Annotated in this window: 12 protein-coding genes and 2 riboswitches; of the genes, 11 read left to right on the top strand and 1 reads right to left on the bottom strand. The window is 41.4% G+C overall.

The window, feature by feature from the left end; genetic code table 11:
* Window positions 1–75 precede the first annotated feature (75 nt).
* The 11 genes from NST24_RS18680 (at window position 76) to NST24_RS18630 (ending at window position 12,488) form a co-directional block, all read left to right on the top strand.
* Window positions 76–732, top strand: a complete 657-nt coding sequence (locus NST24_RS18680; RefSeq protein ID WP_017358640.1) for a type 1 glutamine amidotransferase domain-containing protein — start codon at window positions 76–78, stop codon at window positions 730–732.
* A 141-nt stretch (window positions 733–873) separates the two neighbouring features.
* Window positions 874–2,001 (top strand): hypothetical protein, encoded by a 1,128-nt coding sequence (locus NST24_RS18675; RefSeq protein WP_008345703.1) that lies wholly within the window; start codon window positions 874–876, stop codon window positions 1,999–2,001.
* 56 nt (window positions 2,002–2,057) lie between these two features.
* A riboswitch (TPP riboswitch) is annotated at window positions 2,058–2,161 on the top strand.
* An 87-nt stretch (window positions 2,162–2,248) separates the two neighbouring features.
* The gene (gene tenA, locus NST24_RS18670) at window positions 2,249–2,935 is read left to right on the top strand and encodes a thiaminase II (protein ID WP_017358641.1); all 687 of its coding nucleotides are present in this window, start codon (window positions 2,249–2,251) and stop codon (window positions 2,933–2,935) included.
* On the top strand, window positions 2,932–3,531 hold the full coding sequence (locus NST24_RS18665) for an ECF transporter S component (protein ID WP_019743666.1): 600 nt from the start codon (window positions 2,932–2,934) through the stop codon (window positions 3,529–3,531). The genes tenA and NST24_RS18665 overlap by 4 nt, the downstream gene beginning before the upstream one ends.
* Window positions 3,506–5,104 carry an energy-coupling factor transporter ATPase gene (locus NST24_RS18660; protein WP_342462103.1) on the top strand — a complete coding sequence of 533 codons (1,599 nt, stop codon included), beginning with the start codon at window positions 3,506–3,508 and terminating at the stop codon, window positions 5,102–5,104. The genes NST24_RS18665 and NST24_RS18660 overlap by 26 nt, the downstream gene beginning before the upstream one ends.
* A complete protein-coding gene (locus tag NST24_RS18655; RefSeq protein WP_024719222.1) occupies window positions 5,094–5,828 on the top strand; it encodes an energy-coupling factor transporter transmembrane component T in 735 nt (244 codons plus the stop codon). Before NST24_RS18660 ends, NST24_RS18655 begins: the two co-directional genes overlap by 11 nt.
* A gap of 149 nt (window positions 5,829–5,977) precedes the next feature.
* Complete coding sequence (locus NST24_RS18650) at window positions 5,978–6,817, top strand: methyl-accepting chemotaxis protein (protein WP_008345693.1); 840 nt, start codon at window positions 5,978–5,980, stop codon at window positions 6,815–6,817.
* A 174-nt stretch (window positions 6,818–6,991) separates the two neighbouring features.
* Window positions 6,992–7,807: a YwqG family protein gene (locus tag NST24_RS18645; protein ID WP_017358646.1), complete on the top strand. Its 816-nt coding sequence runs from the start codon at window positions 6,992–6,994 to the stop codon at window positions 7,805–7,807.
* 224 nt (window positions 7,808–8,031) lie between these two features.
* Window positions 8,032–8,865: a PRD domain-containing protein gene (locus tag NST24_RS18640; RefSeq protein WP_342462102.1), complete on the top strand. Its 834-nt coding sequence runs from the start codon at window positions 8,032–8,034 to the stop codon at window positions 8,863–8,865.
* 325 nt (window positions 8,866–9,190) lie between these two features.
* Window positions 9,191–11,098 carry a beta-glucoside-specific PTS transporter subunit IIABC gene (locus tag NST24_RS18635; RefSeq protein WP_342462101.1) on the top strand — a complete coding sequence of 636 codons (1,908 nt, stop codon included), beginning with the start codon at window positions 9,191–9,193 and terminating at the stop codon, window positions 11,096–11,098.
* The gene (locus tag NST24_RS18630) at window positions 11,070–12,488 is read left to right on the top strand and encodes a glycoside hydrolase family 1 protein (RefSeq protein WP_035702586.1); all 1,419 of its coding nucleotides are present in this window, start codon (window positions 11,070–11,072) and stop codon (window positions 12,486–12,488) included. Before NST24_RS18635 ends, NST24_RS18630 begins: the two co-directional genes overlap by 29 nt.
* Window positions 12,489–12,542: 54 nt before the next feature.
* On the opposite strand, the gene NST24_RS18625 is transcribed toward NST24_RS18630, so the two are convergent.
* Window positions 12,543–13,667, bottom strand: a complete 1,125-nt coding sequence (locus tag NST24_RS18625; protein WP_342462099.1) for a 5-methyltetrahydropteroyltriglutamate--homocysteine S-methyltransferase — start codon at window positions 13,665–13,667, stop codon at window positions 12,543–12,545.
* A gap of 87 nt (window positions 13,668–13,754) precedes the next feature.
* Window positions 13,755–13,867, bottom strand: a riboswitch (SAM riboswitch).
* Between the last annotated feature and the right edge of the window lie 40 nt (window positions 13,868–13,907).

Here is a 13,907-nt window from a genome sequence, read left to right as displayed (position 1 = left end):
CCAAGTCTGATTGCTTGATATTTAATTGTGCAAAATATAAAATAGTCACATGATAAATAGAAAGGATGATAAAAGTTGAGCAAGAACGTTTTATTAGTATCAACAAGCAGCTCAGAAATGAACGGACACCCAACAGGCTTATGGCTAGAAGAATTGGCCGAGCCATTTCATATTTTTAAAGAAAATGGACTCAACGTGCAAATTGTTTCAATAAAAGGTGGAACAGTACCGATCGATAAAAATTCAATTCCTGAAGGAGTTCCAGCACAATATCAAGATGTGTATGAATTACTTCAAGACACAAAGGCACTGACCGATGTAAACCCAGCTGAGTATGATGGCATTTTCTTTGCTGGAGGACACGGCCCAATGATCGACTTTGCGTCCAATCAATTGGTTGCCGATGCGATCTTAGCGATTTCAGACAAAAATGGAGCCGTTGGGGCAGTTTGCCATGGCGTTTCTGCCTTTGTTGATGTGAAGGATCGTGATGGAAAATCATTTATCGACGGCAAGAAAATAACAGGATTCACAAATGAGGAAGAGGATGCTGTTCAGCTGACATCTAAAGTTCCATTTTTATTGGAAACAAAACTTCGCGAGCAAGGGGCAGCATTTGAAAAAGGCGATGCATTTGCGCCATTCGCTGTTGTAGACGGACAAATTATTACTGGACAAAATCCAGGATCAAGTGCAGAAACAGCACGCTTATTTGTCAAAACCATTGCATAAATCATCAAAAAAACCAGTCGTGACTCATACGGCTGGTTTTTTGTTATAAAAATTTCCTAAAAAAGTCCAAAACAAGTATTAGAAAAATGGTAAAATAATCACAGGGTAAAAAACCCAAATTAGGAAAAAGGGGATGTTCCTGTGAGAGCATTTTATGTCAAAATCACCGCCGCCTTACTGTCTATTTTATTGGTCACAACAGGTTTATTTTCACCAGCAATCAAAGCAGAAGATGCACCAAAATCAAGTGAAAAAGTATCGCCACTGACTGAAAAAGCCATTCAGCAAGTGCAAGAGTCGTTTGAAAAGCAGGATAAAGGGACTGCGGTTCAACAGAAGGAAGTAAAAAAATCATTTAAAGTAGATAAGAAAAAGGGAATAAGTATTAAACGAAAAGCGGCTGCAGATGGAAAGATGCGCACGTCTGCCGTTCGCTCTATTGATGGACTAGCCATTAATCAATCGGCAGTTTTAAACGAGGAAGATCCAGTTGATTTATGGTTCTTAAGTACATCGTCCCCTCAGGCGCTCATCAGCCGGATTACCTCTCCAAATGCTGATTATTTCGTTCAGTTATTTGTTATTGATTATGAAGAAGGACAAGCTTATCCAACGGATCTGATTCAACCGGCAGGCAGTCTGCTTGCGTTAAGCAATTTACCAGCGGGTGATTATGCGTTTGGAATTACTAGCGGTGGAGACTTTGGAGACTCATATACATTACAGGTGAATGCAAAAAATCCACCAAATTTCACAGGTGCTGAATCCCTGTCATCAACATTGCAATACTTTGTTGCTTCGTATGCCAATGGGGATGTTTTCGCAAATGGTACAAAAGTATATAACAAACAATCTAAGACCGCTGATTATAAATGGGAGCGTGTATTTTATTTCTCATATGATGGAAAATATCAACAGAGAACGCATTCTGTTGACAGTGTAAAAGTGAAGAGTATTTCGGCACCAGTATCGTACTCTGCTCCATACGCGAGTTCCTCTGAGGCCATTCTTGTCTACTTAGATGTGGAGACATTATTTATGTATCATGAATCATCGTTTGCTAGTGGGCAGTACTACCATAGCAGCTTTGTTGATACTCTCGGAAAGACAACGCCAAGGCGTTTAGACATTGATGACCTGACAAATTACGGCGATCATATTTTGGCTGTTGATTTAAAGACAGGAAAGCCAATTGATTTCTTCAGTGTCCTTAATTTCTACTATGCAGCAGGGATCGAGAAGCTGCCAACGATCAATACATTGAATTAAGATCGGCGGTTGACATCAAATCGCCACATGTGTAGAGTAAAGATAATTAAATGACAAAAGTCCACTAGGGGAGTCATGTATGACTGAGACAAGAGGAAATCTTGGACCCTTTGAACCTGATCTAGTTTGTACTAGCGGAGGGAAGTGGAGCTGGACCTTGTCTTATTCATGATTGAATCGATAAGAAGGCCGCTCCATTTGGGGTGGCTTTTTCATTTATTCAACTGAAAAAGAGGAGGCTTTTTTTATGACATTTTCAACCCAATTAAGGCAAGAAGCAGAACCATTATTTGAAGCGATTTATCAGCATCCGTTTGTGAGAGGACTCGCAGCAGGAGAACTCGAAAAGGAACAGATCATTCATTATGTCAAACAGGATGCAGAATATTTAAATGCCTTTATTAAAATTTATGCGGCAGCCATCAGCAGATGTACAGACAGAGAGGACATTACCTTTTTCCATCAACAAATGGCTTTTGTCCTTGATAGTGAGACACATCCTCATCAAAACCTTTGCCGAGTGGCAGGTGTCGCTTATGATGAACTGCAAGGTGCGTCTTTGGCGCCAAGTGCCCATCACTATATTCATCACATGCTGCAAGTCGCAAAGGAAGGGACGCTAGGAGAAATCATAGCGGTTTTGCTCCCTTGCCCTTGGACCTATTGGGAAATAGGCAAACGAATGCTTAAAGATGTTGAGCCCGACCCTGCCCATCCATTCTATGAGTGGATCACGTTTTATGGCGGGTTAACGGACTCTGTTACAGTGGAGCTTTGCAAACGGCTTGATCAGTGGGCGGAAGGAGCAAGTGAGAAGGAAAAGGAGAAAATGAAACAGCACTTCATCTTAAGCTGTCAGCTTGAGTATAAATTCTGGGACATGGCCTTTACTGTCGAAGAGTGGCCTGTCCAAATGGAGGTGCATTCTTCATGACATGGAAGATGAAAGAAGTCGTTCTTGCTGTCATTTTATCAGTGGCATGCGGAGTTATCTATTTAGGGTGGTCGACTCTTTATTTACCGATTACAGCCCTTGTCGGTCCAGCAGGAGGCAACATCATGTTCGGAATTTGGGTCATTGCCAGTCCAATCGTTGCTTACATTATCCAAAAGCCAGGAGCTGCCCTCATCGCAGAAACAGCTGCCGCTGCCGTGGAATTACTGACAGGCAGCCACTTCGGTCTTTCTGCGCTTTTGATTGGTGTATGCCAAGGACTTGGAGCAGAAATCGCCTTCGCTCTATTTGGCTATAAGCGATATCGCATGTGGACACTCATGTTGTCTGGTGCCTTTGCAGCAGTAGGGGCAATGGCATATAGCCTCATTGCCAATGGATTCGGCTATTACACGCCTCAAGTGTTACTCATGACACTTGTCACTCAAGTCATCAGCGGTATGTTACTCGGTGGTTGCTTGGCAAAGGTTGTGGTGGATGCTTTATCTAAAACGGGTGTGCTGAATCAATATGCCATCATGAAAGAAAAACGAAGTAAGGGTGACCAGCATGGATTCATTTCTCGCGTGCAGTAATCTCGCTGTCCGTTTTTATGAACAGCCGAATCCCGTTCTTCATCAAGTATCTCTTTCTATTCAAAAGGGGGAAAAGGTGCTGATATTAGGACCAAGTGGAAGCGGGAAATCTACGCTGATTTCTGTGCTTGCTGGCATTATTCCAGAGCATATGGAAGCTGAAGTACAGGGAGAAGTGATGCGGCAAAGGCATACTGGTGTCATGTTTCAAGACCCAGATTCGCAGTTTTGTATGCACCGAGTCAATGAAGAAATTGCGTTTAGCTTAGAGAATCGATCTGTCCCTCGAGAACAAATGGATGACATGATTCAGCATCTTATGAAAAAGGTACAGCTGGATGTCGACCCAAACACAGATATTCATACCTTATCTGGCGGAATGAAGCAGCGGTTGGCGCTTGCTTGTTTACTAGCATTAGAGCCAGATGTCCTGTTCTTTGATGAACCGACAGCACAGCTTGATCCAGCAGGAAGAATGGAGATATTTCAATTACTTCAGCATCTTTCGGCTGAACAGAATCAGACGATGATTTTTGTGGAGCATGTGTTAGACGGTGTCATCGAGTGGATGGATCGGGTGATCTTATTAGATCATCAAGGCCGTATCATAGCAGATGGAACGCCAAAAGACGTGATGAACACATTTGAGGGAGAAATGAAAGAAGCCGGCATTTGGCGTCCGAAAATATTTCCCGAGAAATGGTCCACTATCGTACAAGATCCGTTTCATCCACTGAGTCAAACACTCTTGCAAACCTTTGAGGCGAGAAAAGAACGTCATGAGAAATTGTCATCAACAGATCGAGAGGTCATTATTCGCACAGATCATCTACAATTAAGCTACGGGAAAAAAAGCATTATAGATGACCTGCACCTTGATATAAAAGCAGGAGATTGGGTTGCGATCATCGGTGAAAATGGAAGCGGAAAAAGTACGTTTCTTAAACATGTCATCCGTTTAGAACCAATAAAGAAAGGTCACATTTTCTTAAAAGGAAAACACCTGAAAAAGTGGTCTGACCGAACATTATATGAAAAAGCAGGCTTTGTATTTCAAAATCCAGAACTTCAATTTATACAGGACACAGTGTTTGATGAAATCGCATTTGGTGGGAGACAGCGAAATTGGCCAGAGCCTGTTGTGCAAGAAAAAACGAATCAGCTATTGGTAGAGTTCGGCCTAGAGAAGCATAGAGACGCGCATCCTTTCACCTTAAGCTTAGGACAAAAAAGAAGATTAAGTGTTGCCACGATGCTTCTTTTTGATCAGGATGTACTCATTTTAGATGAGCCGACCTTCGGGCAGGATGAGAAAACGGCGAGGGAGTTAATCCGGCGTTTAAAAGAACGTCAACGACAAGGCACCACTATTATCATGGTCACACATGATATGGAACTCGTTGATGAGTGCGCTGATCAGGTGCTTGTTTTTCATCAAGGGGAGCATGTTTATGATGGTACGCCTTTTGATTTATTTTCTCATCAGGAACTTGTCACTTCCTGTGAGCTGAGAGTGCCGTTACATTACCGCTATATGGCTGAAAGAAAGGAAGTGATGACGATTGCAAAGTAATCACTCCTTTCTATCCACTGTAAATCCAGTCATGAAATTACTCGCCCATCTCCTTGCGATGTGCTGTCTGATGGCGATTTCTGATCCTAAAACGACGTTCATCATCTGGCTGTTTGCACTTGGAATTGGACTTGTCCTAGGCGGCTGGAATTTGAAATACCTCATCACCAGACTTGTACCTTATCTGCTCTTTTTCATTCTCGTGTTTTGGATGATCGCGGCCTTTGGCAAGGGAGATCATACAGTTTGGAAATGGGCATGGTTTCATATCACAGAGGAGAGTTTAAGAAATGGGCTGACCATTTCTTTTAGAATGCTTGGCTTTGTGACATTTGGTCTCCTTTTTACATCAACAACTGATTTGACGGCCTTTATGATGAGCTTAATCCATCAATGCCGAATGTCACCCAAATGGGCATATGGAATGCTGGCAGGCTTCCGGTTTATCCCGTTGTTTCAAAGTGAATTGAAGCAAATGAAGGCTGCACATAAAATTAGAGGTTACAAGCAAAAAAACAGCTGGAAAGCCTTTATACGTTATGCACTCCCTCTTTTCACGCAAGGCGTACGGAAATCTGAACGACTAGCCATTGCGATGGAAGCAAGAGGCTTCACTGGGACGAGGGAGAGAACGTATTATCATGTCATCAGCACTTCATGGATCGACTGCATGTATCTTTTTTTCATCGTCATTAGTGTGTTGATATGCATCTTCTTCTTTTAAAAACAGCCACATTCTCTTGATAGAATGTGGCTGTTTTATATGTCTTAGGTCATTTGGTTGATATTAGTACACATTGCAGGCTGTAATAGATCATATAAAGAACCGATAAAGAGAGTGTACTGAGAAAAAGAGAGGATGAACGTGAGCGAATGTCACAGAGAATTGATAACATAATAGACGCTTTACCAATCGTTGGACTAGCTATGAGAGAGCAGCTAACCTTTTCTGTATTAGGAAAAGAGAAGGTTCTTTATTATCAGCAGCACGGGAACATTGACTTAGGGTTTAAAGCTGGGGATGTTGTAGCTCCCGGGTTCCAAAACTTTTCGATGTTGAAAAATGGGAGAGAGCCATCGTTTATCCAGATTCCTAAAGAGGTGTACGGAATTCCTATGGACATCGTCGCCGTCCCGATTAAAGATGACAATGGTCAAGTGATCGCTGCCTTCTGTGTAGCATATGACCAAACGAATCAACAACGATTAGAACACATTATGACGGAAAGTAACGATGCTTCCGAAAAACTAGTCGCGATGGTACAGCAAGTGGCTGCACATTCAGAGGAACTACAAGCGACAAGTGAACAAATTCTACAAAATACAAAAACCACTGTCGAAAATTCCTCTAAAATCAACCAAGTGTCTAATCTCATCAAAGGTATCTCTGATCAAACGAACTTACTTGGGCTCAATGCATCCATTGAGGCTGCAAGAGTCGGTGAAGCAGGGGCAGGCTTTGGGGTGGTTGCTACGGAAGTGAGGAAGCTGTCTACTCACGCGAAGCAAGCAACGACAGATATTGAAACAGCGCTAAAAGATGTGCAAGGCTCTATCAAAGGAATGGAAGAAGAAATAGCACAAATCGTGGCTTCTTCTGAACATCAAGCAGAACTCGTTGGCACTTTCACAAAAATTATTGAGGGGCTGCACGAAACGAACGAAACGATGAAAACATTGGCAACAGACTTAGTGAATTATCAAGTGAAATAAATAAACGAATCACCAAACCTCCAGCCGTATCGGAGGTTTTTTTACGTGTTAAAGTGAGTTTTTTGTCATGATATTGACGGGTTTTTCACTGACAGGGAAGTTACACTTCTGTATGATAGAAAAAGAGAGACCTGTTTTGATCATTAGACCTATTCATAAGGAGGAAAGACCATCTTGACACAATCAGCAAAGCTGCAAGAAGTACTTGCGCCTTACCGTCCATTGTTAGATCAAACTGAAAAACCACTGATTCAATTACAGATAAAACAAGGAAAAACAGGACCATATGACAGCAAAATAGCAGGTGATCCTTATTTCCCAAAAAACGACGAATATCCCGTTGATGGAGAAGGCCATCCTATGAAGCTGCTGGCACAAATCAATTTCGGCCAGCTGCCAAAGCTGAAAGATTACCCAGAAACAGGACTTTTGCAAGTGTTTATTTCTGTACATGATGATCTTTATGGGATGAATATTGACCAAAAAACAGAGCAAAAAGATTTTCGGATCAAATTTATTGAGGAACCTTTCTTAGCTGAAGAAGACTTATTGACTGATTTTTCATTCGTGAAAATTCCTGACGATTTTTATTTTCCAGTTACGAAGGAAGGTGCGATTACAGGTGAATTATCAAGCGAAACGATCAGTGTAGGAGATTTCCGCTTTGAAAAAGTCACAGGAAAGCAAAGCTGGGATCTATTCGAAGATGCTGTTGGTATTGATGGTGATGAAGCAGATCAATTGCTAGATGAATTTTATGAGACAGCAAGTGGTTTTGGCCATAAAGTTGGCGGATACCCAGGTTTTACACAAGAAGACCCGCGTACCTATGTAGACCAAGAACATACTGTGCTATTATTGCAAATTGACTCAGATGATGAAGTGGACATGTTGTGGGGAGATTGCGGCATTGCTAACTTTTTTATCAAGCCAGAAGACCTCAAACGAAAACATTTCGAAAATGTCGTCTATAACTGGGATTGCTCCTAATTTTGTAAAAAACACTCTTTTTGAAGAGTGTTTTTTGTCTATTTTTAGCCTTTTTGCCCCTAAATCGTCATTTCTGAGAGGTAATATGTCATTCTTTCTAGTTGACCGTATCAAAAAAAAATGTAAAATCATCTTAAAGTCCTCTTTTTTGAAAATAATAATAAAATGACATATCAATCAACAATGAAATGCTCGAAAAAGCGGAATGTACTGGGGGGGATCAATTGATCATTTCGAAAGTAATCAACAATAATGTGGTCAGTGCGTATGATGACGAGCAGCATGAACTGGTCATTATGGGCAGAGGGATTGCGTTTCAAAAGAAAAGCGGAGACCCGATTGACGAAGAACGTATCGAAAAAGTATTTTCCATTCAAAATAAAGATATATCAGAAAAATTCAAAACCCTGCTTTATGATATTCCGATCGAGTATATGCAAGTGTGTGAGGCAATTATCGATCACGCAAGAACGACCCTTAACAAAAATTTAAATGACAGCATCTATGTCACATTAACGGATCATATTACCTTTGCTATTGAACGTCATCAAAAAGGAATGGACATTAAAAATGCCTTGCTTTGGGAAATCAAGCGGCTGTACAAAGAGGAATTCATGTGTGGTGTAGAAGCGATTCGGATCATACAGGACAAGCTCAACATCCATCTTCCCGAGGATGAAGCAGGCTTTATTGCGATGCATATTGTCAATGCAGAACTGAATGAGGAAATGCCGAATGTCATTCAAATTACAAAACTGATTCAAGATATTTTGAACATCGTAAAGTATCATTTCCAAATTGATTTGGACGAAGAATCATTAAATTATTTCCGTTTTGTCACGCATTTGAAGTTTTTTGGACAGCGTCTGTTTAACGAAACACAAATGGAAAATCAAAATGAGTTTCTGTATGAAGTGGTAAAGGAAAAAAATACAGCCGCTTTTCAATGTACGGAGAAAATTAATGACTATGTTCAAAAAGAATACAACCGAAGTCTCATAGAAGATGAGATGTTATACTTAACTTTGCACATCGATCGAGTCATAAAAAGAAAATAAATCAAAAAGAAAGCGTTGACATATCGAAATTAACATGCTAATTTATAACTATAAACTTAATAACCCACAATCTTTTAGGATTGTTACTGGTCAAGCAGGCAAAACCTAAATCATTGTCCCTATCTTTGATAAGGCATGATTTAGGTTTTTTTGTATCTAAAGGCTTATAAAATTGAATAACGATCAATCGCTATGAAGGATTGTTACTGGTTAAGCAGGCAAAACCTAAATATCGATTAATGTCTGAATCGCTATTTTTCGGGCATTAATGGATGTTTAGGTTTTTTCTATATCAAGATGAAATCAACGATTGGAGGGTAACACAATGAACCACAAACAAACAGCAAAAGAAGTTCTAGAGCTTGTCGGCGGTGAAAAGAATGTAAAGCAAGTCACGCATTGTATGACAAGGCTCCGCTTCAACCTATACGATGAAAGCAAAGCGGATAAAGAGAAGCTGCAATCAACAGACGGCGTCATGGGCGTGAATCAAAGCGGCGGTCAATACCATGTCATTATTGGCAACGACGTATCAAACGTCTATCAAGCAATGATTGCTGATTCTGGGTTATCAGCCGATGTGAAATCAGGCGATTCAGAAGAAGCATCAAAACAAAATGTGATTTCTAAACTTTTCGATTTTATCTCTGGTGTCTTCACACCGATTCTTCCAGCCATCGCTGGAGCTGGTATGATCAAAGGGATCTTAGCATTAATGCTGACGTTCCAATGGATCTCAGATAAAAGCAGCACATATGCGATTTTAACAGCTATCGGAGACGGAGCCTTTTACTTCTTACCGATTCTGCTTGCTGTAAGCGTAGCCAAAAAAATTGGCACAAATCAGTATATCGCCGCTGCCATTGCAGCAGCCGCACTGCACCCGCAGTTAACGGCTTTACTAGGCGCAGGAAATACAGAATTTCTAGGCTTGCCAGTGGTTGCCGTTGTGTACTCTTCATCGGTGATTCCAATTCTACTCACTATCTGGCTCGGCTCATATGTTGAAAGATTCGCGGAAAAATATAGTCCGAAATCACTAAAAATCATTCTTGTTCCAACAGTTACACTTCTTGTCGTGGTACCAGTTATGCTCATCGCGGTTGGACCGCTTGGTGGGATTATCGGAAATGGCCTTTCCGGTGGAATTGATTTATTGTTCAAACATGCAGGTATTTTGGCCGGACTCTTAATCGGTGGCTTTATGTCACCATTGATCATTACGGGTATGCACTATGCACTACTTCCAATCATGATCAACAACATTACATTAAACGGTTTTGACTTCATTCTTCCAATGATGTTTGTAGCGAATATGGCACAAGCAGGCGCAGCATTCGGTGTCTTCTTAAGATCAAAAAACAAAACATTCAAATCATTGGCGATGTCTACAAGTATCACTGCGTTAATGGGTATTACTGAACCTGCTATGTATGGTGTGAACATGCGATTGAAAAAACCGTTCCTTGCAGCCCTCATTGGTGCAGCAGCAGGCGGCGTGTTCATGTCTATCTTCAAAGTAAAGTCATATGTGATATCAGGATCAGCAGGTCTTCCAGGTCTCCCAACGTTCATTGGACCGACATTTGTTTACTCCATCATTGGATTAGTGATCGGCTTTGTTGTAGCAACCATCATGACACTTGTTCTAGGGTTCAAAGATGTACCAGTGAAAGATGATACAAAAGCAGACAAACCAGAAGAAAAGAAAGACACAGTAGCGCTTCAAAATGAAGTGGTACAAAGCCCGCTTGAAGGTCAACTAAAGCCGCTCAATCAAGTAAATGATGCAACATTCTCTAATGAAATCATGGGTAAAGGGACAGCCATTGTCCCAACAGTTGGACGTGTAGTAGCCCCGTTCAACGGCAAGGTTGAAACCATTTTCCAAACGAAACATGCCATTGGTTTAAAGAGTGATCAAGGCACAGAACTTCTCATCCATGTGGGGATTGATACAGTAAAACTTGGCGGTAAACATTTCACAAGTCATGTAGAGTCAGGTGATCTCGTTCAAGCAGGAGATCTACTAGTTGAATTTGATATCAAGGGCATTCAGCAAGATGGCTATGATGTAACAACGCCAATTATCGTCACCAACACAAATGATTTTGCACAAGTTGATGCGAAAACAGATGGGGCGATTACAGTAAAAGAGACATTGCTTACAGTCAGTGTAGAAGAAAATGAGGAGGGCATTCAACATGACCAATTTAGAAAAAACATTTCCTAAAGGTTTCTTATGGGGCGGCGCAGTAGCCGCCAACCAAATTGAAGGCGCTTATAACAAAGATGGAAAAGGCTTATCCACAGCGGATGTATCACCACACGGTATTATGCACCCATTCGATGAATCAATGAAGGACCTTAACTTATATCATGATGCGATCGACTTCTATCATCGTTACAAAGAAGATATTGCCCTGTTTGCAGAAATGGGATTCAAGTGCTTCAGACTATCCATTTCTTGGCCACGTATTTTCCCAAATGGCGACGATGCGGAACCGAATGAAGCGGGCCTCGCTTTCTATGAAAAAGTATTTGATGAACTGCATAAGCATGGAATTGAGCCAGTTGTCACGATCTCTCACTATGAAATGCCACTTGCACTTGTGAAAAACTACGGCGGATGGAGAAACCGTAAGCTTGTGGGTCTTTATGAAACATACGCTAAAACATTGTTCACTCGCTTTAAAGATAAAGTGAAATATTGGATGACCTTCAATGAAATTAACGTCGTCTTACATGCTCCTTTCACAGGGGGTGGCCTTGTATTTGAAGAAGGCGAAGACGAGAAAAGCATTCAATATCAAGCAGCGCATCACCAATTTGTTGCAAGTGCTCTAGCTGTTAAAGCAGGACACGAAATCATTCCAGATGCGAAAATCGGTTGTATGATTGCAGCGATGACCACATATCCGTACAGCTCAAGACCTGAAGATATGTTTGCTGCGATTGATCAAGATCGTAAAACATTGTTCTTCTCAGATGTACAGGCGAGAGGCTATTACCCTGGATACATGAAACGTTATTTCCTGGAAAATAACATCAACATTGAATTCCAAGACGGTGACGAAGACATTCTAAGAAACCATACAGTCGACTATATTGGCTTCAGCTATTATATGAGTTTTGTGACAAGTACAGATCCAGAGGTACTTGGACAAGTTACTGGTGGCAACCTATTTGAAGGCGTGAAAAACCCTTATCTAGAAGCAAGTGATTGGGGCTGGCAAATTGATCCAAAAGGACTTCGTACAACACTAAACCAACTATATGACCGCTACCAAAAACCATTGTTTATCGTAGAAAATGGATTGGGTGCTGTGGATCAAGTAGAAGAAGACGGCTCCATTCAAGACGATTACCGAATTGATTACCTCAGAAGTCATTTGCTTGAGGCAAGAGAAGCGATCGCAGACGGCGTTGATCTGATCGGCTATACAAGCTGGGGCCCAATTGATCTTGTCAGTGCATCAACAGCTGAAATGAAAAAACGCTACGGCTTCATTTATGTCGACCGTGACAATGAAGGCAACGGTACATTAGATAGAAAGAAAAAGAAAAGCTTTGATTGGTATAAACAAGTGATCGCGACAAATGGAAAGCATTTAGACGCATAAAAAAGAGAGACAAACCGCTGATCAAACGGTTTGTCTCTTTTTATTGTGAGTGGACTATGATGTCCACACTTGATCCGCAATCTCAATCACATGACGCAGCTTTTCCCATTGCTGTTCTTCTGTTAACAAATTGCCTTCCTCTGTTGAGGCGAATCCACATTGTGGGCTCAAACAGATTTGGTTGATGTCCACATATTGTGCCGCTGCCTCGATTCTTCTTTTGATCTGATCAACGGGTTCAAGTTCCCCATACTTTGAAGTGACAAGACCTAGTACGATTTGAAGGTTTGGATTTTTCACATAACGAAGGGGTTCGAATCCGCCAGAACGGTCATCGTCGAATTCTAAGAAGAGACCATCCAAATCGAGACCGGCAAAAATCGTTTCTGCCGCTGCCTCGTAACCACCTTCGGCTGCCCAAGTTGATTTAAAGTTACCACGGCAAATGTGCATGGTGATCACTAAATCATCTGGTCGATCGGCAACCGCTTCATTGATTGTTTTCGCAAACGATTCACGCAGTTCATCTTCCTCGCGGCCAAAAGCTTTGATTTGTTCATGTCCTTTTTCAGAAAAGAACACAGCCCAAGCTGTATCATCTAGCTGTAAGTAACGGCAGCCTGCATCATAAAAAGCACGGATGGCTTTTTTATAAGCTTGTGCCACGTCATGGTGAAAATCATCTAAGCTGTCGTACACACCTTCTTCAAGCTTTCCACGGAAAAAGAGCATATTCGGACTTGGAATCGTCATTTTAGCCGTATGATCACCCGCGATGCTGTGAAGGAAGCGATAATCCTCCAGCATTGGATGATCAGTAAAATCAATCTTACCTGTTACTTTGATGCCTCTCGCTTTTGTCGTCGTATTGTGGAATTGAATGCCTTGGTCTGCTTCAAATCCTTCGACCCCATCTAGCCCTTCTAGAAAGTCAAAATGCCACCATGCACGTCTGAATTCTCCATCTGTGACAACCTCTAATCCAATTTCTTTTTGCTTCTCTACAATACGAGTGATTTCTTCGTTTTCAATTTGTCTGAGCTGTTCTTTTGTCAGTGTACCGTCTGCTTTTTGCTTGCGGGCTTCTTTGATACGTTCTGAACGAAGTAAACTCCCTACTTGATCTGCGCGAAATGGCGGCTTTATTGTTTTCTTACCAATGGTTTGTACTTGTGTCATGCTGAATCCCTTCTTTCTTCAGGTTATAAATCAAATAAAAAAGCTCTTCCTTGGATAAGGAAGAGCATCATATACTGTGAGATCTCTGCCTTATCTTCAAACAAGCATCAGCTTGCTTAAGGAATTAGCACCATTCTGTTCCTAGGAACAGCGGTTGCCGGGTTTCACAGGGCCAGTCCCTCCACCACTCTTAATAAGGTTACCTTTGATTTAATTTTCTTAATAAACACAATTATTCAA

This window comes from Bacillus sp. FSL R5-0286, from assembly GCF_038593245.1.
GTDB classification, from domain to species: Bacteria; Bacillota; Bacilli; order Bacillales; family Bacillaceae; genus Bacillus; species Bacillus altitudinis.
This window is presented reverse-complemented; position numbering and strand designations above follow the sequence as displayed.

Excerpts from the sequence above, each read along its gene's own strand:
- tenA (WP_017358641.1), top strand. The coding sequence starts at position 2,249 with ATGACATTTTCAACCCAATTAAGGCAAGAAGCAGAACCATTATTTGAA.
- NST24_RS18665 (WP_019743666.1), top strand. The coding sequence starts at position 2,932 with ATGACATGGAAGATGAAAGAAGTCGTTCTTGCTGTCATTTTATCAGTG.
- NST24_RS18660 (WP_342462103.1), top strand. The coding sequence starts at position 3,506 with ATGGATTCATTTCTCGCGTGCAGTAATCTCGCTGTCCGTTTTTATGAA.
- NST24_RS18650 (WP_008345693.1), top strand. The coding sequence starts at position 5,978 with ATGTCACAGAGAATTGATAACATAATAGACGCTTTACCAATCGTTGGA.
- NST24_RS18635 (WP_342462101.1), top strand. The coding sequence starts at position 9,191 with ATGAACCACAAACAAACAGCAAAAGAAGTTCTAGAGCTTGTCGGCGGT.
- NST24_RS18630 (WP_035702586.1), top strand. The coding sequence starts at position 11,070 with ATGACCAATTTAGAAAAAACATTTCCTAAAGGTTTCTTATGGGGCGGC.
- NST24_RS18625 (WP_342462099.1), bottom strand. The coding sequence starts at position 13,667 with ATGACACAAGTACAAACCATTGGTAAGAAAACAATAAAGCCGCCATTT.